The sequence below is a fragment of the Tabrizicola sp. genome (assembly GCF_016792905.1).
Taxonomy (GTDB): domain Bacteria; phylum Pseudomonadota; class Alphaproteobacteria; order Rhodobacterales; family Rhodobacteraceae; genus Tabrizicola.
Map to the genome: position 1 here is coordinate 42,103 of NZ_JAEULP010000085.1, position 16,113 is coordinate 58,215.

General features: G+C 66.8%; 18 protein-coding genes. 6 read left to right on the top strand and 12 right to left on the bottom strand.

Translation table 11 applies throughout. The features are described from left to right. Nucleotides 1-64: 64 nt before the first annotated feature. Nucleotides 65-436 carry a metalloregulator ArsR/SmtB family transcription factor gene (locus JNL31_RS17545; protein ID WP_294976114.1) on the top strand — a complete coding sequence of 124 codons (372 nt, stop codon included), beginning with the start codon at nt 65-67 and terminating at the stop codon, nt 434-436. On the opposite strand, the gene JNL31_RS17550 is transcribed toward JNL31_RS17545, so the two are convergent. After that, nucleotides 397-1,749 (bottom strand): Ig-like domain-containing protein, encoded by a 1,353-nt coding sequence (locus JNL31_RS17550; protein ID WP_294976116.1) that lies wholly within the window; start codon nt 1,747-1,749, stop codon nt 397-399. The two genes, JNL31_RS17545 and JNL31_RS17550, sit on opposite strands and share 40 nt — an antisense overlap. 94 nt (nt 1,750-1,843) lie before the next feature. Here JNL31_RS17550 and JNL31_RS17555 point away from each other — a divergent pair, with 94 nt between their 5' ends. Next, nucleotides 1,844-2,395, top strand: coding sequence for a TIGR00730 family Rossman fold protein (locus JNL31_RS17555; protein WP_294976119.1), 552 nt, complete (start codon nt 1,844-1,846; stop codon nt 2,393-2,395). 60 nt (nt 2,396-2,455) lie between these two features. On the opposite strand, the gene JNL31_RS17560 is transcribed toward JNL31_RS17555, so the two are convergent. The 8 genes from JNL31_RS17560 to JNL31_RS17595 form a co-directional block, all read right to left on the bottom strand. After that, nucleotides 2,456-3,058, bottom strand: a complete 603-nt coding sequence (locus JNL31_RS17560) for a superoxide dismutase (protein WP_294976123.1) — start codon at nt 3,056-3,058, stop codon at nt 2,456-2,458. Between the two features lie 115 nt (nt 3,059-3,173). Beyond that, nucleotides 3,174-3,596 (bottom strand): hypothetical protein, encoded by a 423-nt coding sequence (locus JNL31_RS17565; RefSeq protein ID WP_294976124.1) that lies wholly within the window; start codon nt 3,594-3,596, stop codon nt 3,174-3,176. 83 nt (nt 3,597-3,679) lie between these two features. Beyond that, nucleotides 3,680-4,210 (bottom strand): sarcosine oxidase subunit gamma, encoded by a 531-nt coding sequence (locus JNL31_RS17570; RefSeq protein WP_294976126.1) that lies wholly within the window; start codon nt 4,208-4,210, stop codon nt 3,680-3,682. Further along, on the bottom strand, nt 4,203-7,121 hold the full coding sequence (locus JNL31_RS17575; RefSeq protein WP_294976129.1) for a sarcosine oxidase subunit alpha family protein: 2,919 nt from the start codon (nt 7,119-7,121) through the stop codon (nt 4,203-4,205). The genes JNL31_RS17570 and JNL31_RS17575 overlap by 8 nt, the downstream gene beginning before the upstream one ends. Then, nucleotides 7,118-7,441: a sarcosine oxidase subunit delta gene (locus JNL31_RS17580; protein ID WP_294976132.1), complete on the bottom strand. Its 324-nt coding sequence runs from the start codon at nt 7,439-7,441 to the stop codon at nt 7,118-7,120. Before JNL31_RS17580 ends, JNL31_RS17575 begins: the two co-directional genes overlap by 4 nt. Before the next feature lie 40 nt (nt 7,442-7,481). Continuing rightward, nucleotides 7,482-8,234, bottom strand: a complete 753-nt coding sequence (locus tag JNL31_RS17585) for an FkbM family methyltransferase (RefSeq protein ID WP_294976135.1) — start codon at nt 8,232-8,234, stop codon at nt 7,482-7,484. A 63-nt stretch (nt 8,235-8,297) separates the two neighbouring features. Then, nucleotides 8,298-8,645 carry a hypothetical protein gene (locus tag JNL31_RS17590; RefSeq protein WP_294976138.1) on the bottom strand — a complete coding sequence of 116 codons (348 nt, stop codon included), beginning with the start codon at nt 8,643-8,645 and terminating at the stop codon, nt 8,298-8,300. 103 nt (nt 8,646-8,748) lie between these two features. Next, on the bottom strand, nt 8,749-9,996 hold the full coding sequence (locus tag JNL31_RS17595; protein ID WP_294976141.1) for a sarcosine oxidase subunit beta family protein: 1,248 nt from the start codon (nt 9,994-9,996) through the stop codon (nt 8,749-8,751). Between the two features lie 259 nt (nt 9,997-10,255). Here JNL31_RS17595 and ccmI point away from each other — a divergent pair, with 259 nt between their 5' ends. From ccmI to JNL31_RS17610, 3 genes are read left to right on the top strand one after another with little or no spacing between them, the layout of a single operon-like run. Then, on the top strand, nt 10,256-11,455 hold the full coding sequence (gene ccmI / locus JNL31_RS17600; protein ID WP_294976143.1) for a c-type cytochrome biogenesis protein CcmI: 1,200 nt from the start codon (nt 10,256-10,258) through the stop codon (nt 11,453-11,455). After that, nucleotides 11,452-11,925, top strand: a complete 474-nt coding sequence (ruvX, locus tag JNL31_RS17605) for a Holliday junction resolvase RuvX (RefSeq protein WP_294976146.1) — start codon at nt 11,452-11,454, stop codon at nt 11,923-11,925. The genes ccmI and ruvX overlap by 4 nt, the downstream gene beginning before the upstream one ends. Nucleotides 11,926-11,929: 4 nt before the next feature. Then, nucleotides 11,930-12,160 (top strand): DUF1289 domain-containing protein, encoded by a 231-nt coding sequence (locus tag JNL31_RS17610; protein ID WP_294976164.1) that lies wholly within the window; start codon nt 11,930-11,932, stop codon nt 12,158-12,160. A gap of 123 nt (nt 12,161-12,283) precedes the next feature. On the opposite strand, the gene JNL31_RS17615 is transcribed toward JNL31_RS17610, so the two are convergent. Both JNL31_RS17615 and JNL31_RS17620 read right to left on the bottom strand, forming a co-directional pair. Then, a complete protein-coding gene (locus tag JNL31_RS17615) occupies nt 12,284-13,024 on the bottom strand; it encodes a hypothetical protein (protein WP_294976149.1) in 741 nt (246 codons plus the stop codon). Then, on the bottom strand, nt 13,018-13,836 hold the full coding sequence (locus JNL31_RS17620) for a sulfite exporter TauE/SafE family protein (protein ID WP_294976152.1): 819 nt from the start codon (nt 13,834-13,836) through the stop codon (nt 13,018-13,020). Before JNL31_RS17620 ends, JNL31_RS17615 begins: the two co-directional genes overlap by 7 nt. A gap of 148 nt (nt 13,837-13,984) precedes the next feature. On the opposite strand from JNL31_RS17620, the gene JNL31_RS17625 reads away from it, so the two are divergent. Beyond that, entirely contained in the window at nt 13,985-15,178 is a 1,194-nt protein-coding gene (locus JNL31_RS17625) for a multidrug effflux MFS transporter (RefSeq protein WP_294976155.1), read from the top strand. Here JNL31_RS17625 and dusA read toward each other — a convergent pair. Then, nucleotides 15,160-16,113 (bottom strand): tRNA dihydrouridine(20/20a) synthase DusA (gene dusA, locus JNL31_RS17630; RefSeq protein ID WP_294976158.1); only part of this gene is annotated, 954 nt, incomplete at its 5' end. The two genes, JNL31_RS17625 and dusA, sit on opposite strands and share 19 nt — an antisense overlap.

Sequence of the window (16,113 nt, forward strand, 5' to 3'; positions counted from 1 at the left end):
CGAGCGTTGCGTGGCGGTCTTGGTTCGGCTATTGTCAATTCAAGTTTTCTTGAATAGTTGAACGATGGACCGAAGTAAAGCCCTCGCCGCCCTGTCAGCCCTGGCCCATGAAACCCGGCTGGACCTGATCCGCCTGCTGACCCCGCAGGGCAATGAAGGCATGGCCGCCGGGCAGATTGCCGAGACGCTGGGAATCGCCGCGCCGCGCCTGTCGTTCCACCTGTCGGCGCTGGAGCAGGCGGGACTTCTGCGGTCGCGCAAGGTAGCGCGCAACGTGTTCTACAGCGTCGATCCGCGCGGAATCGGGCTGACGATCTCCTACGTTCTGAACGATTGCTGCTGCGACAATCCCGAAGTGCTGGCCGCCTGCGGACACGGTCGTGACGCGGCGGCGGATCAGGGCGTGGTTGCGGTTTCGGGGACCGAGAACACCTGACCGGGATAGATCAGGTCGGGATCCTTGATCTTGTCGCGGTTCGCCTCGAAGACCTGAACGTAAAGGACGCCATCGCCATAGCGTTCCTGCGCGATGCCCCAGAGCGTGAAACCCGGCTGGACCGTGACGGTGACGGGCACCGGGGTTTCGGGGAGCGCGGGAGCCGGGTCGGCCTGTGGAGCGGCCGTGGCCTCGGGGGCGGCGGCGGTTTCGCTGGCAGCGGGGGCGGCAGTCTCGGGTGCGGGTTCGGTCGTTGATGCAGATGGCCCCGGTGCCGTCTCCTCGACCGGCGCGGGTTCGGCGGCCTGCGACTGCGCGGGGGCTTCGGCCAGCGCAACGGTATCTTCTGCTGCAGTGGCGGGCGCAGGTGCATCGCCGGAAACGGATGCCAGCGCCTCAAGCGTCTCCCGCTTGAAGGGGGTCTCGAAGCGCGACGTGACCTTGCCGGAGACATCCAGCTGGTCGACCCGCAGAGTATAGACACCCGGCGCTGTGTCGGGCAGCGTCGTCACCCAGAGGCCGTTCTCCGGCACCTGCAGGGTGGCTTTCTCGGCATTGTCGAGGTAGAGCCGCAGCCCCGCCCCGGCCGCCCCGCGCCCGCCGACCTGCACCTCGCCGTCCGGCGTGTAGGCAATGGTGTCGATCATCACCGTTGCGACCGGCCCGCTGGCAGGCTCTGCCGGGACCGGATCCTGCAGGACGACGGCGCCCTCCTCGGACAGAAGCAGCGCCGGCGGTGCGGCAGGGGCTTCGGTCAGGGCGGCGGTTTCGTCGGGAGTGGCGGGTTCCGGTTCGGCATTGGCCAACTTCGGTCCCTCGATCGGCCCAAGCGCCACCATCTCTGCCGAGGGGATCGGATCGTGATCCGGCAGGGTCATCGACAGCCACATGAGGCTTGGCTTCGGGTTCGGCGCGAGGGTGAAGAGGATGGCAAATTCTCCCGAGGCGGTGGCGGTGCCGCTCGCGACCGAGGTGTCGTCGACCATGACCTCGATGGTCGCGCCAGGTTCGGCACTGCCCGAGACGACCGCCTCGCCCTCGGCGGTGACGCGCCAGGTGTCGATCACCGGCAGGGCGGGCTGTGCCGGAGCGGCCGCGGGTTTCGGCTCTGCCGCGGGCGCGGCGGCGGGTTTGGCCGGTTCGGGAACGGCCGATGCCGGATCGGCGGCGGCGACTTCGGCCGCAGGTTCGGCAGGCGCCGGATCGGGCCGGGTCATCTGCCAGCCAAGGTAGCCCGCCCCAGCCACTGCTGCCCCGCCCAGAAGCAGGATCGTCACCCGTGTCCCCGGTCCGAGCGCCCCGAAAGCCGACATCCCCGTCTCCCCCCGGCGGTTTCCGCCGCTTTGCGTTTCTTGTGATCAGGAATCTCTATATGTCAGGGCAAAGCAACCATTTTCAGGATGGCCCATGTCTCTTCGCTCTGTCTGCGTGTTTTGCGGTTCTCGTTCCGGCAGGAACCCGGCCCATGTCGTGGCCGCGCGGCACACCGGCGAAATGCTGACCCGGAACGGCTGGCGGCTGGTCTTCGGGGCGGGCGATGTGGGGTTGATGGGCGAGGTCGCCAAGGCAGCGACCGCAGCAGGCGCCCCGACGCTGGGGGTGATCCCGACGCATCTTCTGGGTCGGGAGCGCAGCGCGCGCGACATGGCGCGGATGGTCGTCACCGAGGACATGCACGAGCGCAAGAAGGTGATGTTCATGAACTCGGATGCGGTGGTGGTGCTGCCGGGCGGCGCGGGGTCGCTGGATGAATTCTTCGAGGTGCTGACCTGGGCGCAGATCGGGCTGCATCGCAAGCCGATCCTGCTGCTGGATGCGGATGGCTACTGGCAGCCCCTGCTGCGGCTTCTGGATCATGTGATCTCAGAAGGCTTCGCCGATGCTTCACTGCTGCAACATTTCCGGACGCTGCCGGATGTGCCGGGGTTGGAAGCGGCGCTGACGGCCGCTTTCGCGTGACGGGAAACGAAGCGGCCCGCGGTATTGGCTGCGGGCCGCTTCTGAAATTATCTCAGGGACTTAGATCCCTGCGGCCACGGCTTCCCAGTTGACCAGCTTCTCAAGGAAGTTGGTCAGATAGGCCGGGCGCTTGTTGCGGAAGTCGATGTAATAGCTGTGCTCCCACACATCGCAGCCAAGCAGCGCCTTCTGGCCGAAGCAGAGCGGGTTCACCCCGTTTTCCGTCTTGGTTACCTTCAGGCTGCCGTCCTTGTCCTTGACAAGCCAGGCCCAGCCCGAGCCGAACTGGCCCGCACCGGCGGCGGCGAAATCGTCCTTGAACTTCTGCACCGAGCCGAAGCTTTCGGTCAGCGCCTTCTCCAGCGCGCCGGGGATCTTCTTGTTCTCGCCCGGGGCCATCCAGGTCCAGAACATGTTGTGGTTCCAGAGCTGCGAGATGTTGTTGAAGATGCCGTTCTGCGCCACCGCGCCCGACTGGTAGGTGCCGCGAACGATGTCTTCCAGCGACTTCTGCTCCCACTCGGTCCCGGCAATCAGCTTGTTGCCGTTATCGACATAGGCCTTGTGGTGCAGGTCGTGGTGATATTCCAGCGTTTCCTTCGACATGCCAAGCGAGGCCAGCGCGTCGTGGGCGTAGGGAAGATCGGGAAGGGTGAAGGCCATGGTGGTCTCTCCTGTTGGGTGATGAAGGCTTGGCACGAATAAGGGGGCTTCGCGGCGGAAGGTCAAGCTGTACCAACCTGGCGAAGGCCCCTTCGGCCAAACTACGGCCTTCTGGTCAACCCTTTGACACCTTGCAGGTTCCCTCGGCCGACCAGTTGCCGCGATAGCCCCCCGGCTCGCCCTTCATCTTGGCAGGCTGGCCGTTCGAGAAATACGAGAAAGTATAGATCATGCGTCCGCCCTGGCCTTTGTTCCGAAAGACGAGTTCCCAGGTATAGGTGGACCGGACCTTGGTGCGACCGCTCAGCCGCGCGTCGATCGGATTGCCGACGAAGTGCTTGATGATTGGGTCGAAGACCATGATCTCGCCCTTCACGTCATCGTCGGTCAGGATCAGGATTTCGGGAATCCAGCCGCCGCCACGGGCAGCTTCATATGGAAACTTGCACTCATACTGGGTGATCTTGGCCGCCGCGGGGTTCAGAGCCCCGACGATTGCCAACAGGCCAACCGCAACTGCACACTTGCCCAATGCCATCTCAAATACCCTCAATCTTTCACTGGTTGCCGATTGTCCCAAGATGGAAAATGGCAACCAGTTGTCAAGACTTCGAGACTGCTTCAGTGCGACGCATTTGCAAGAAGATCAAAGACATATTTGGCAACCGAACGGAAACAAACCAGGGTGAACCCCTGATCCTGTTGCCACATCGCAGCCGCGACCTGGGCGGTTCGACTGCGGCGCAGTTCGCCGGGCTCCAGTGTCCCGAAGTCGACAGGCGAAAGCTTCTGCAACACCTCCGCTGCCCGGTGTCCCTCGACCCGGAAGACTGCCCGGGCGTCGGAAACATCGACGGCAAGGTAGTGCTCTCCGGCCAGGGATTTGGCCAACGACGCCAAGGCCGGGGCGACGTCCGCATAGGGCAGGACCAGCAGGTATTCGTCGGGGCTCATCCAGCCGCAGGCGCGGTCGCCGTTCACCTCGATCCGGCGTTGCGCGGGAAGCTTCGTCCCCGTCACGGCCTTGACCGCCTTGTCAAGCGATTTCAGGCCCTTGGCGCGCAAGGTGATCATGCCCAAGGGGCCGATCTCGCGGATGGCGGCGAAGCCCTGGAAGCTGGCGCCGTTCAGGGCGCTGACCGGATCAGACATTCTGCTTCTCCCCATCCTTGTCGAAGAACACCGTATCGCGGACCTTTGCCTTCACGGTGCCACCGGCGACAGTATTGAACTCCACCACATCGCCCATCCGCGCGGGACCGTGATGCAGAAGGCCCATCGCGATGCCGCGTTTCAGCGTCGGCGAGTGGTAGGTCGAGGTCACGCGGCCTTGCGTGTTGCGCTGGCCGTTGGCGTTCACCCCGTCGGCGACGATGTAGCTGCCGTCCGGGATGACGGAGCCGTCGAGGGTCTCGAAGCCCACGAGTTTCCAGCGGTCGGGGCTGGCAAGGAAGCTGCGTTCCTGGCCGCGCTTGCCAAGGAAGTCGGACTTCTTCTTGGAAATCGCCCAGTCGAGGCCGAGGTCCTGCGGGATCACCGTGCCGTCCGTTTCGTCCCCGATCATGATGAAGCCCTTTTCGGCGCGCATGACGTGCAGGCATTCGGTGCCGTAGGACATCGCGCCAAGGGCCTTCCCGGCCTCATGGCACGCCGCCCAGAAGGCCGCGCCGTGGCTGGCGGGGACGGCGATTTCGTAGCTGAGTTCACCGGAGAAGCTGATGCGGTAGACCCGCACCGGGAAGCCCGCGAGCGTGCCGTCAGCCCATTGCATGAAGGGCAGGGTTTCCCTGGAAACGTCCATCCCGCCAAGGACCTGCAGGAGTTTCCGGGCATTCGGGCCGACGACGGCGACCTGGGCGTATTGTTCGGTGACGTTGGCGGTGTAGACCTTCCAGTCCCACCATTCACATTGCAGCCAGTCTTCCATCCAGCCGTGGATGCGGTCGGCCCCGCCGGAGGTGGTGTGGCAAAGCCAGGTGTCCTCGTCGATCCGGGCGACGACGCCGTCATCGGACAGGAAGCCCTGTTCGTTGCACATCAGGCCGTAGCGGCACTTGCCCACGGGAAGCGTGGACATGACGCCGGTGTAGAGCATGTCGAGGAATTTGCCTGCATCCGGTCCCTTGACGATGATCTTGCCGAGGGTGGAGGCGTCGAGGAGGCCGAGGTTCTGCCGGGTGTTGATCACCTCGCGGTGGACGGCCTGTTCGTGCGTCTCCCCAGCCCGCGGGAAGCAGTAGGGGCGGCGCCAGAGGCCGACGGGCTCGAAGTAGGCCCCGGCTTTCTCATGCGCTTCGTGCATCGGGGTGCGGCGGAGGGGCTGGAAGACGTCGCCCCGCGATTCCCCCGCCAGCGCGCCGATGGTGACGGGCGTGTAAGGCGGGCGGAAGGTGGTGGTGCCGACCTGCGGGATCTCTTGACCCAGACTGTCAGCAAGCACGGCGAGTCCGTTGATGTTGCTGAGTTTCCCCTGGTCGGTCGCCATGCCGAGCGTGGTGTAGCGCTTGGTATGTTCGACCGAGACATAGCCCTCGCGGCTGGCGAGCTGCACGTCGGAGACCTTCACGTCGTTCTGGTAGTCGAGCCACATCTTGTTGCGGTAGGCGATCGGCGCGCCCTGCGGCATGACCCAGACGGGGGGGATCACGGTGGGCGTGCCGGTCAGCGTCAGGTCGCCGCTGGCTGAGCCGACCACCTCGACCATCGCCGAGCCGTCGTGGTTCAGCGGCGGGCGGGACGGATCGGGGACGAAGGCCGAGATGGTCTCGTCCCAGGTGAGCTTGCCGCCGCAATGGCTCCACAGGTGGACGACGGGCGACCAGCCGCCGGACATGGCGACCGCCTCGCAGGCGATTTCCTCCTGCACGGCCCCTTCGCCCGCCTGGGCGCAGATGGTGACGCCGGTCACGCGCTTGCCGCCCTTGACCTTGGCGATGGCCTTGCCGGTCAGGACGCGGATGCCTGCGGCGCGGGCGGCCTCGGGCAGCGCGCCGGTCGCAGTTTCGCGGGCATCGAGGATCGCAGGCACGTCGAGGCCCGCGGCCTTCAGCGCCAGCGCGGTCTGGTAGGCGCTGTCATTGTTGGTGACGACGACGGTGCGGTCGCCCGGCGAGACGGCGTAGTTCACGACATAGTCGCGGACGGCAGAGGCGAGCATGACGCCGGGGATGTCGTTCCCGGCAAAGGAGAGCGGGCGTTCGATGGCGCCGGTGGCCGAGACAATCCTGCCCGCCCGGATACGCCAGAGCCGATGTTTCGGACGGCCGTCGCCGGGGGTGTGGTCGGCGACGCGCTCATCGGCCAGCACGTAGCCATGGTCATAGACGCCGAAGCCGCAGGTGCGGGTGTGGATCGTCACGTTGTCGCGGGCGGCGAGGTCGGATTCCATTGCCGAAAGCCAGGCCTCGACCGGCTTGCCCTGGACTTCGGTTTCGTCCACGGGGGCGCGGCCGCCGAGGGTCGGGGCCTGTTCCAAGAGGATCACGCGTTGCCCGGCATCGGCGGCGGCTTTCGCGGCGAGAAGGCCTGCCACCCCTGCCCCGATGACCAGCACGTCGCAGAAGGCGTAGGCCTGTTCGTAGCGGTCGGCGTCACCTTCAGTCGGCGCCATGCCGAGACCCGCCGAGCGGCGGATGATCGGCTCGAAGACATGCTTCCAGAACGGACGCGGGTGCATGAAGGTCTTGTAATAGAACCCTGCGGGCAGGAAGCGGGCGACGTAGTTGTTCACCACGCCCACGTCGAATTCGAGGCTGGGCCAATGGTTCTGGCTGGTGGATTCCAGCCCCTCGAAAAGTTCGGTCGTGGTGGTGCGCTGGTTCGGCTCCAGCCGTCCGCCCTGCCCGAGGTTGACGAGCGCGTTCGGCTCTTCCGGCCCGGAGGAGACGATGCCGCGCGGGCGGTGGTACTTGAAGCTGCGGCCGACCATGACCTGGTCATTCGCCAGCAGGCCAGCGGCAAGGCTATCGCCCTGGAAGCCCTTGAAGCGCTTGCCGTTGAAAGAGAATTCGACGGGTGCGGTGCGGTTGATCAACCGGCCGCCCTTGGCGAGGCGCGTGCTCATTTGGTGCCTTTCCAGTCAGGCCGCCGGGCCTGGATCTTCGCGATGATGTCGGCGGGGGGTTCGGAAACCTGTGCGGGGTAGGTTCCGAACACTTCCAGCGTGGCGGTGTCGCGCGCCGCAAGGAACCACTTGCCGCAGCCGAAGCTGTGGCGCCAGCGTTCGAAATGCACGCCCTTGGGGTTCTTGCGGGCAAACATGTAGGCCTCGAACTCCTCGGGCGAGGAGCCGGGGCCGAAGCGCTTCAGATGCGCCTCGTAGCCGGGCGACAGCTCGGTCTCTTCGGCCTTAACGCCGCAATACGGGCATTCGAGGATCAGCATGGCAGGGGTTCCAGAGTATGGGGAGCGGCGGGTGTCGGGGTCATTCTTCGTCCTCGGTGGCGCCGAGGCCCTTGCGGAAGAAGGTCAGCAGGTCTTCCAGCGGGACGGCAAGTCGGCCGGGGGCAAGGCCCATCAGCCAGCCCGCCACGCGGAAGGGGTAGAGTCCGGCGGTGGTCAAGGTGGCGATGCAGGTGTCGTCGCTGGCGGTGTCGGGCGTGGAATGCACCATGACCAGCGCAGGGTCGAGCGCGGCAAGGTCGAAGCTTTGCAGCACCTGCGCCTCGTGACCGCCCGCGTTGATCGCGACCAGCTGGGCACTGTCGATGCCCAGTTCGCCGAGGACGGTGTCCATCCGCAGGAAAGGCACCTCGACGGCCAGGAGATCATCTTCGGCGGAGCCGGGCGTGGCGATCCGGTCGCGGATCAGCGAAGCCCGGTTCAGGGGGATGCGGCGGTTGCGGGCATCGGCCTCCGGGGAAAGGGAGTGGAGCAGGAGGTTGGCCGAGACATCGGAGATACCGAGGTTCAGGACGGCCACGCGGTCGCTGTCCTTGTGCAGCGCATCAAGCTCGGCGAAGTTCTGCGGCAGGGGCTCGATCAGGAGGCCCGACCAGCCGTCATCCTGGAAACGTTGCAGAAGCGGCAGGCCGACCTGGCCACTGCCCGCCCCGACCTGCAAGACAAAGACCTGCCCCTTGTGGTGGTCGTGGACGCCGTTCAGGAGCATCGCCAGAAGCGGCGGGTTCAGCTTGTGGGCCCGTTTCGGGGCATAGGGGCCGAGGTCGCGGATCATGGCCGCACCCCGGGCAGGCAGGTGCCGGCGCGCGCTGCATGAGGCGCGCCGGACCCATGGGCATTACGGGTTGGCCGGAGGCGTGGCAGGCACGGCCGGTTCGGCGCCGTCATCGGCCGAAGCCGGTTCGACCGGTTCGGCAGGAGCGGCGGGATCAGCCGCTTCGGGCGCGGGGTCGATGGTGACATTTGTCGTGGTGTCCGCCGGAGCGGCAGGCGGCTCGATGGTGACGTTGGTCGTGTCGTTGGCCGGAACGACCGAGCTGCCGGGGCCGCTGCCGCCAAAGACGAGCCAGAGGATGAACCCGACGGCGACAACGAGGCCGCCGACGATAAGCGCGATGCCGCCCCCGCCGGGTTCGGTCGTGCGGGTTTCGCGAACGTAGGTCTTGTTGTTGTCTTGGTAGGACATTTGACGGTCTCCATGCCATTGCGGAATGGCTTGGAAACGCGGGCTGCGGGCGGAGGGTTCCGCCCGGGCAAAGCATCGGCAGGGATTTGCCGACGGGCATGCATCAGTGGGCGACCCCGGCAGCGACGGATTCGTCGATGAACTGCCCGTCCTTGAAGCGCCACATGTTGAACGCCTCGGCCAGCGGCCCCGGTTCGCCCTTGGCCATCAGCTCGGCCATCGCCCAGCCCGAGCCGGGGATCGCCTTGAACCCGCCGGTGCCCCAGCCGCAGTTGATGAAGCAGTTGCCGAGGGGGGTCTTCGAGATCAGCGGCGAACGGTCGCCGGTCATGTCGACGATGCCGCCCCATTGGCGGAGCATTTTCAGGCGGCTGATGATCGGGAAGGTCTCAACCAGTGCCCGCAGGGTTTCCTCGATATGGTGGAAGCTGCCGCGCTGGGTGTAGTTGTTGAACCCGTCGGTGCCGCCGCCGATCACCATCTCGCCCTTGTCGGATTGCGACATGTAGCCGTGGACGGTGTTGGCCATGACCACCACATCCATGCAGGGCTTGATCGGTTCGGAGACGAGGGCCTGAAGCGCCACCGCCTCGATCGGCAGGCGGAAGCCCGCCATTTCGGCCAATTGGCCCGAGTGGCCCGCGACGACGATGCCGAGCTTCTTCGTGCCAATGAAGCCCCTGGTCGTCTCGACACCCGTCACCTGGCCATTCTCGGACCGGACGCCCTTCACTTCGCAGTTCTGGATGACGTCCATCCCCATCGCCGAGCAGGCACGGGCATAACCCCAGGCCACAGCGTCGTGCCGCCCGGTGCCGCCGCGCGGCTGCCAGAGCGCGCCGAGGACGGGGTAGCGGGGGCCTTCGATGTTGAGGATCGGGCAAAGCTCCTTCACCCGCTGCGGGGTGATGAATTCGGTCTGCACGCCTTGCAGCGCGTTGGCGTGGGCGGTGCGGAGATAGCCGCGCACCTCGTGATGGGTCTGGGCCAGCATCATCACGCCACGGGGGGAGAACATGACGTTGTAATTCAGGTCCTGGCTGAGCGTCTCATAAAGGCTGCGGGCCTTTTCGTAGATCGCGGCGGAGGGGTCCTGGAGATAGTTCGAGCGGATGATCGTTGTGTTGCGGCCGGTGTTGCCGCCGCCGAGCCAACCCTTTTCGATGATCGCCACATTGGTGATGCCGAAGTTCTTGCCGAGGTAGTAGGCGGTGGCGAGGCCATGCCCCCCTGCCCCCACGATGATCGCGTCATAGGACGCTTTCGGTTCGGGCGAGGCCCAGGCGCGTTCCCAGCCCATGTGGTAGCGAAGTGCTTCGCGGGCGATGGCAAAGACCGAATAGCGCTTCATCGGGGCCTCTTGTCGGACAGCTGGCGCCGGGAAAGGTCCGGCATGGTTTTCTTGGAACGGAAGCGGGTTATAGCCGCACCTTTCTGCGGCACAATCGGGAAAATTGCGACATTCGCCAAGTGGGCGCGTCGCGGCTGCGGACCAGACCGGCCTATGCGGCTGAATGCCCCTTTCTCGGGCAGGGCGAAACGACTATGTCGGGCCGTGACCGGCACCCGGAACAGGGGGGCCGAAACACGGACAGCGGAACGGGCGGGGCATGGCGGACTGGGAATTCTGGGCAGTGGCCGCCCTGCTGGCGCTGGCGGTGGCGGCGGTGCTGATCGCGGCCCTGGGCCGGGCGCCCGTGGCAGGCCCCGGGGGTATCGAGGCCGATCTTGTCGTCTACAAGGATCAATTGGCCGAGATCGACCGCGACCTTGCGCGCGGCACCATCGGGCAGGAGGAGGCCGCGCGCCTGCGGGCCGAGGTCGGCAGGCGGGTGATCGAGGCGGATCGTGCGCGGAAGGCGGCAGAGACGACCGAGGGGCCGGGTCGGTCAGGGGTGCTGGTGGCCGTGATTCTGGCGCTGGTGCTGGCGGGCGGTCTTGCCGTCTATTGGGGCCTCGGCGCGCCCGGCTATCCCGACATGGCGTTGAAGCCCCGGCTTGAGGCGCTGGATGCGGGGATCGCGGCGCGGCCAAGCCAGGAGGCGGAGCTGGCGAAGCTGGGCAAGTCGCGCGATGCCGCCCTGGACGCAAGGCTGGCCGGGGAGCTGGCCACCGTGACCGATCCGGATGTCTTGCAGGAGGAGTTCCGGGTCCGGTTCGAGGCAGGCGAAACACAGGCCGCGGTGCGGGTGCAGGAGCGTATTCTGGCGCTGAAGGGCGAGGATGCCGGGTCCAGCGATCACGCCAACATGGCCCTGGCGCTGGTGGTGGAGGCCGAGGGCTATGTCTCGCCCGAGGCGGAGGCAGAGTTGCGCAAGAGCCTGCAGGTCGACATGGGCAATGAGCTCGCACGGTATCTTGTGGGAGAGATGTTCCTGCAGGGCGGGCGCTATGACCAGACGTTCCGCTTCTGGCGCCCGCTTGCCGAGGGTGGCACGCCAGGCTCGCCCTGGGTCGCGTCGATCCGCGAGCGGATCGAGCAGGTGGCCGAGCTGGCGGGCATCCGCTACGCGCTGCCCGCTGCCGAGGGTGCCGGACCGTCGGCGGAGGACATGGCGGCGGCAGGAGACATGAGCCCTGAGGACCGCCAGCAGATGATCGAGGGGATGGTGGCCCAACTCTCGGACCGGCTGGCAACCGAGGGAGGCTCGGTCGAGGACTGGAACAAGCTGATCCGCTCGCTGGCGGTGCTGGAGCGGGTGCCCGAGGCGCAGGCGGCTTATGACAAGGCCAGGGCGGTGTTCGAGGGGCAGGCGGCGGAGCTGTCGTTCCTGAAGCAGGCGGCAGTGGAAAGCGGGTTGAAGCCGTGATCTGCGCAACGGTCGAGGAGTTCCTGGCCGCCCTGCCCCCGAACCGGGCGATTGCGGGGCTCGACCTTGGCGACAAGACCATCGGCGTTGCGCTCTCGGACCTGCGGCGGCAGGTGGCGACGCCGATCGAGGTGATCCGGCGGGAGAAGTTCACGATTGACGCGGGGAAGCTGCTGGCGCTTCTGGAGGCGCGGGGGGCGTCCGGGATCGTGCTGGGGTTGCCGCTGAACATGGATGGCTCGGTGGGTCCGAGGGTGCAGGCCACGCAAGCCTTTGCGCGGAACCTTTCGAGCCTGACCGCCCTGCCCATCTGCTACTGGGACGAGCGCCTGTCGACCGTTGCGGCGGAAAGGGCACTCCTGGAGGCGGATACGTCGCGGAAGCGTCGGAAAGAGGTGATCGACCAGGTGGCGGCGGGATATATCCTGCAAGGAGCGCTGGACCGGATGGCGCATCTTGGCCGAGGTTGACCCTGTGAAGGACGACGTCTGGAAACGCGACGAGATCGCCAGTCCTTGCGTGAGGCTGTGTGTCGTGCATCCCGAGGAGCGCATCTGCGTCGGCTGCCTTCGGTCGATCGAGGAAATCTCCGGCTGGTCCCGGATGACGCATGCGGAGCGCGCGGCGGTGATGGAGGAATTGCCCTCGCGCGCGCCCCGGTTGCAGAAGCGGCGCGGCGGGCGGATGGCGCGGCTGGAGCGGTAGCAATATCGAGTGCCTGAGGGCACGTTGCCTTGGGTCGCCTGCGCGGGACGCGGCATCCCGCTTGCCTCCGCCGGGGGCGCTTCGCCCCCCGGCCCCCCCGAGGATATTTGGGCAAATGTGAAATCAGGGCTGGGTGAGCCAGGCTTCGACAGTGGACAGTTGCGGGCGGAGGTAGGCGATCATCCGGCCTTCCGGTGGAGCCTGGTCCCGCGGTTTCCAGGCGGCAACGCCGTGGATTGCAAGACGGTGGAGAAGCGTGGCTTCTCCGGGCTTGGCCGGGAGTTCGATGCGGTGGCAGGTGGCGAAGACCTCGCGGCGGGCTTGCTGGTAGGCGTCGGTGATGTCGATCTCGCCCCAGGTTTCGGGCGGATGGGGAGAGAGAGCCTTTAGCAGGGCGGCGCGGAGGATTTCCTGGCTGCCCTCCCAGACAGTCAGCGGCGCGGCAGAGGTTTCGTTCAGGGGCAGGCCGAGGATCCAGGCGTGGGGTTCCTTGACCATCCGGCGCTTGTCGCGGCCGACTGCAAGCAGGCCGTCCAAGTGGGCCGCGTCGCGGTCACGGCGGAAGGCGAAGGCGGCGGGGGTTTCGTCCGGCGAGGGCTGCGGGTAGCCGGGGCGGATCACCGAAAGCTGGGCGCGATGCAGGGGTTCGGGGATCAGCGGTAGCATGCTCCAGGGGAAGGTTGTGCCCTGGATGCTGCCGTCGGGGGCGTTCTGCAGGGCGTCGACGCCGACGAACCAGGTGCCGCCGCAGCGCCAGGGTTCGGTCGTGGTGGCGAGGACGTCGAGGGCGGCTTGGCGGGCGGCCCCGGCCCAGGCGGCGATGGCCGGATCAGGGCCGATGCGGCACCAGCCGGGGTCTACCATCCGAGGACCTTGCGCAGCATGTTGAGCGCGACCAGGGTCAGGAACACCGCGAAAGCACGTTTCAGGGGCTTGGGGTTCATCGCATGGGCGAGGCGGACGCCCAAGGGTGTGGTCATCAGCGTGGTGCCGATGACGACGAGGAAGGCCGGGAGATTGATCGCGCCGATGGTCCAGGGCGGAGGCTCGGCAACCGGGAGGAGCAGGAAACCGAGAACCGAGGGCACCGCGATCAGGACGCCGAAGCCCGAAGCGGTGGCGACGGCGCGGTGGATCGGCATGGCGTAGAGCGTCATCAAGGGCACGCCGAAGGTGCCGCCGCCGATGCCCATCATCGCCGAGAAGAAACCGACCGCGCCCGCAAGCGCGCTGCGGGTGGGTTGGCCGGGCATCGCATCGCCCAATCGCCAGCTGTCGCGGCCGAAGGCCATCCAGAGCCCGGCAAGTCCTGCGAGCACGCCGAAGACCGCCTGCAGGGTTGTCGACGAGACGCGCGTGGCGGTGAAGGTGCCGACGGCGGCGGCGATGACAAGGGTCGGACCCCAGGACTTCAGCACCTCCCAGTCCACGGCGCCCTTCCTGTTGTGGGCGGAGACGGATCGCAGCGAGGTGATGACGATCGTGGCCATCGAGGTCGCGACGCAGACCTGCATCAGCTGACCCCCGCCATAGCCCAGATGGCCGAAGGCGTAGAAGAAGGCTGGGACAAGCACGATGCCGCCACCGACACCGAGGAGACCTCCGACAACCCCGGCGAAGGCGCCGATGACGAGGAGGACGGCGAGCATGGGCAGGAGAGTGGCGAGGTCGGGCATGATGAGGTCCGGCGATGGGCGTCCTGATCATTTAGCGGTCATGACCGGGGCAGGCCAGCCGGGAAATGCCGGGCGGGCCTTTCCATTCCCGGCGCGGCCGGGTAAGGCTGCGCCCTTTCGTCGCACGTACCGAAGTGAGGCCCCCCCGATGACCCGTAGCGTATCCCAGACCACGATGTCCATTATCCTGGGGCTGGTCGCGGCTGTCGGCCCCTTCGCCATCGACATGTACCTGCCCGCGATGCCCGATATCGGGCGTGATCTGGCCGCGAGCCAGCACGAGGTGCAATGGACCATCGTCGGCTATTTCATCACTTTCGGTCTGGCGCAGCTGGTCTATGGCCCCTGGGCCGACCAGGCCGGGCGGAAGCCGCCGCTTTATGTCGGGCTGGCGCTTTTCATCCTGGGCACCGTGACCTGCGCGCTGGCGCCGTCGCTCGGCTGGCTGGTTCTGGGGCGGATGGTGCAGGGCGCGGGCGGGGCGGCGAACATGGTCGTCCTGCGCGCGGTGATCCGCGATATGGCCACCGGCCCGGCGGCGACGCGGATGATGTCCACGATCATGATCGTGATCGCCGTTTCGCCCTTGCTCGCGCCCCTGTCGGGTGCGGGGCTTCTGGCCATCGGCAGCTGGCGGCTGGTGTTCTGGGCCCTTCTGGCGGCGTCGCTCCTGAGCGCCTTGCTGATCCATTTCGCGGTGCCGGAAACGCTGAGCGAAGCGAACAGGCAGCGCTTTGACCTCACCAGCTTTCTGCGCGGTTCCCGCAGCCTTCTGACCAACCGCAGCTTCCTCGTCATGACTTTCCTTGCCGGTTTTGCCTTTGCCAGCTTCTTCGTCTTCATCGCCTCGGCCTCGTTCGTCTATATCGGCCAGTTCGGGCTGACGGCGACGCAGTTCTCGCTGGCCTTCGCGGTCAATGCGATCGGCTTCTTCGTGGCCTCGCAGTTCTCGGCGACGATCGCCGTCCGGGTGGGCACGTTGCGGATGATCCGGCGGGCGACGATCGGGTTTTCGCTGGCGACCTTCGCGGGTTTTGGGCTGGCATTGGCGGGGCTGGCGAGCCTGCCGGTGACGATGACGACGCTCTTCATCGGCAACATGTTCCTCGGCGTGCTGATGCCGAGCGCACAGGTGCAGGCGCTGGAGGAGCATGGCGCGATCGCGGGGCTGGCGGCCTCGTTGGGCGGAACGTTGCAGATGCTGGCGGCTGGGGCGCTGGTGGTCGCGGCGGGGCCGTTCCTGGATGGCACGGTCACGCCGATGCTGGGGGCGATTGCCTTGTGCGGGGCGCTGGTGCTGGTCCTGTCGCGGATTATCCCGCGTCAGGCGGCACGGGCCTGAAGCTCGCTCAGCGCGCGGTCGATCACGTCGAGACCCGCGCCGTCGCGGGAGGCCTGTTCCGAGAGTATCCGCCGCCAGCCACGGGCGCCGGGCTTGCCCTGGAAGAGGCCGAGCATGTGCCGGGTTATCTGGTGCAGGCGGCCGCCCTGGGCGAGGTGGTCGGCGATATAGGGGCGCATGGCATCGACCACGGCCACCGGGTCGGGCGCGAAATCCTCGCCCCAGAGCGCGTCTGCCCCGATCAGAACCGAGGCCGGATCATGATAGGCGGCGCGGCCGAGCATCACGCCGTCGAGGCCCGCTTCGAGGAAATGTTTCGCCTGGGCGAGGCTGGTGATGCCGCCGTTGATGCAGATCGTCAGTTCGGGGAAGCGGGCCTTCATCCGGATCACGAGGTCGTGGTCCAGGGGCGGGATCTCGCGGTTCTCCTTGGGGGAGAGGCCTTGCAGCCAGGCCTTGCGGGCGTGGACAATGATGTGGCGGACCCCTGCCCCGGCCAGCGTCTCGATGAAGGCGGGCAGGACGGTTTCGGGGTCCTGCTCGTCCACCCCGATCCGGCATTTGACGGTGATGAGGATGTCGGTTTCGCCCTGCATGGCACGCACGCAGTCGGCGACGAGGGCGGGGCGCTCCATCAGGACGGCGCCGAAGCAGCCGGATTGCACGCGGTCGGAGGGGCAACCGCAGTTCAGGTTGATTTCGTCATAGGCCCAGGCGTTGGCGATGCGGGTGGCCGCGGCCAATTCGCGCGGGTCGGAGCCGCCGACTTGCAGGGCGACGGGGTGCTCCTGCGGCGAGAAGTCGAGGAGGCGGGGTTTCGGGCCGTGGACGATGGCAGGAGCCGTCACCATTTCCGTATACAGCATCGCCCGCCGGGTCATCTGCCGGTGGAAGACGCGGCAGTGCCGGTCTGTCCAGTCCATCATAGGTGCAAT

Bases quoted from the DNA above. Each gene is read 5' to 3' on its own strand.
- JNL31_RS17570 (WP_294976126.1), bottom strand. From the start codon at position 4,210: ATGTCTGATCCGGTCAGCGCCCTGAACGGCGCCAGCTTCCAGGGCTTC.
- JNL31_RS17620 (WP_294976152.1), bottom strand. From the start codon at position 13,836: ATGCCCGACCTCGCCACTCTCCTGCCCATGCTCGCCGTCCTCCTCGTC.
- ccmI (WP_294976143.1), top strand. From the start codon at position 10,256: ATGGCGGACTGGGAATTCTGGGCAGTGGCCGCCCTGCTGGCGCTGGCG.
- JNL31_RS17550 (WP_294976116.1), bottom strand. From the start codon at position 1,749: ATGTCGGCTTTCGGGGCGCTCGGACCGGGGACACGGGTGACGATCCTG.
- JNL31_RS17590 (WP_294976138.1), bottom strand. From the start codon at position 8,645: ATGTCCTACCAAGACAACAACAAGACCTACGTTCGCGAAACCCGCACG.
- JNL31_RS17585 (WP_294976135.1), bottom strand. From the start codon at position 8,234: ATGATCCGCGACCTCGGCCCCTATGCCCCGAAACGGGCCCACAAGCTG.
- JNL31_RS17560 (WP_294976123.1), bottom strand. From the start codon at position 3,058: ATGGCCTTCACCCTTCCCGATCTTCCCTACGCCCACGACGCGCTGGCC.
- JNL31_RS17545 (WP_294976114.1), top strand. From the start codon at position 65: ATGGACCGAAGTAAAGCCCTCGCCGCCCTGTCAGCCCTGGCCCATGAA.
- JNL31_RS17555 (WP_294976119.1), top strand. From the start codon at position 1,844: ATGTCTCTTCGCTCTGTCTGCGTGTTTTGCGGTTCTCGTTCCGGCAGG.
- JNL31_RS17565 (WP_294976124.1), bottom strand. From the start codon at position 3,596: ATGGCATTGGGCAAGTGTGCAGTTGCGGTTGGCCTGTTGGCAATCGTC.
- JNL31_RS17625 (WP_294976155.1), top strand. From the start codon at position 13,985: ATGACCCGTAGCGTATCCCAGACCACGATGTCCATTATCCTGGGGCTG.
- JNL31_RS17595 (WP_294976141.1), bottom strand. From the start codon at position 9,996: ATGAAGCGCTATTCGGTCTTTGCCATCGCCCGCGAAGCACTTCGCTAC.
- JNL31_RS17580 (WP_294976132.1), bottom strand. From the start codon at position 7,441: ATGCTGATCCTCGAATGCCCGTATTGCGGCGTTAAGGCCGAAGAGACC.
- JNL31_RS17615 (WP_294976149.1), bottom strand. From the start codon at position 13,024: ATGGTAGACCCCGGCTGGTGCCGCATCGGCCCTGATCCGGCCATCGCC.
- JNL31_RS17575 (WP_294976129.1), bottom strand. From the start codon at position 7,121: ATGAGCACGCGCCTCGCCAAGGGCGGCCGGTTGATCAACCGCACCGCA.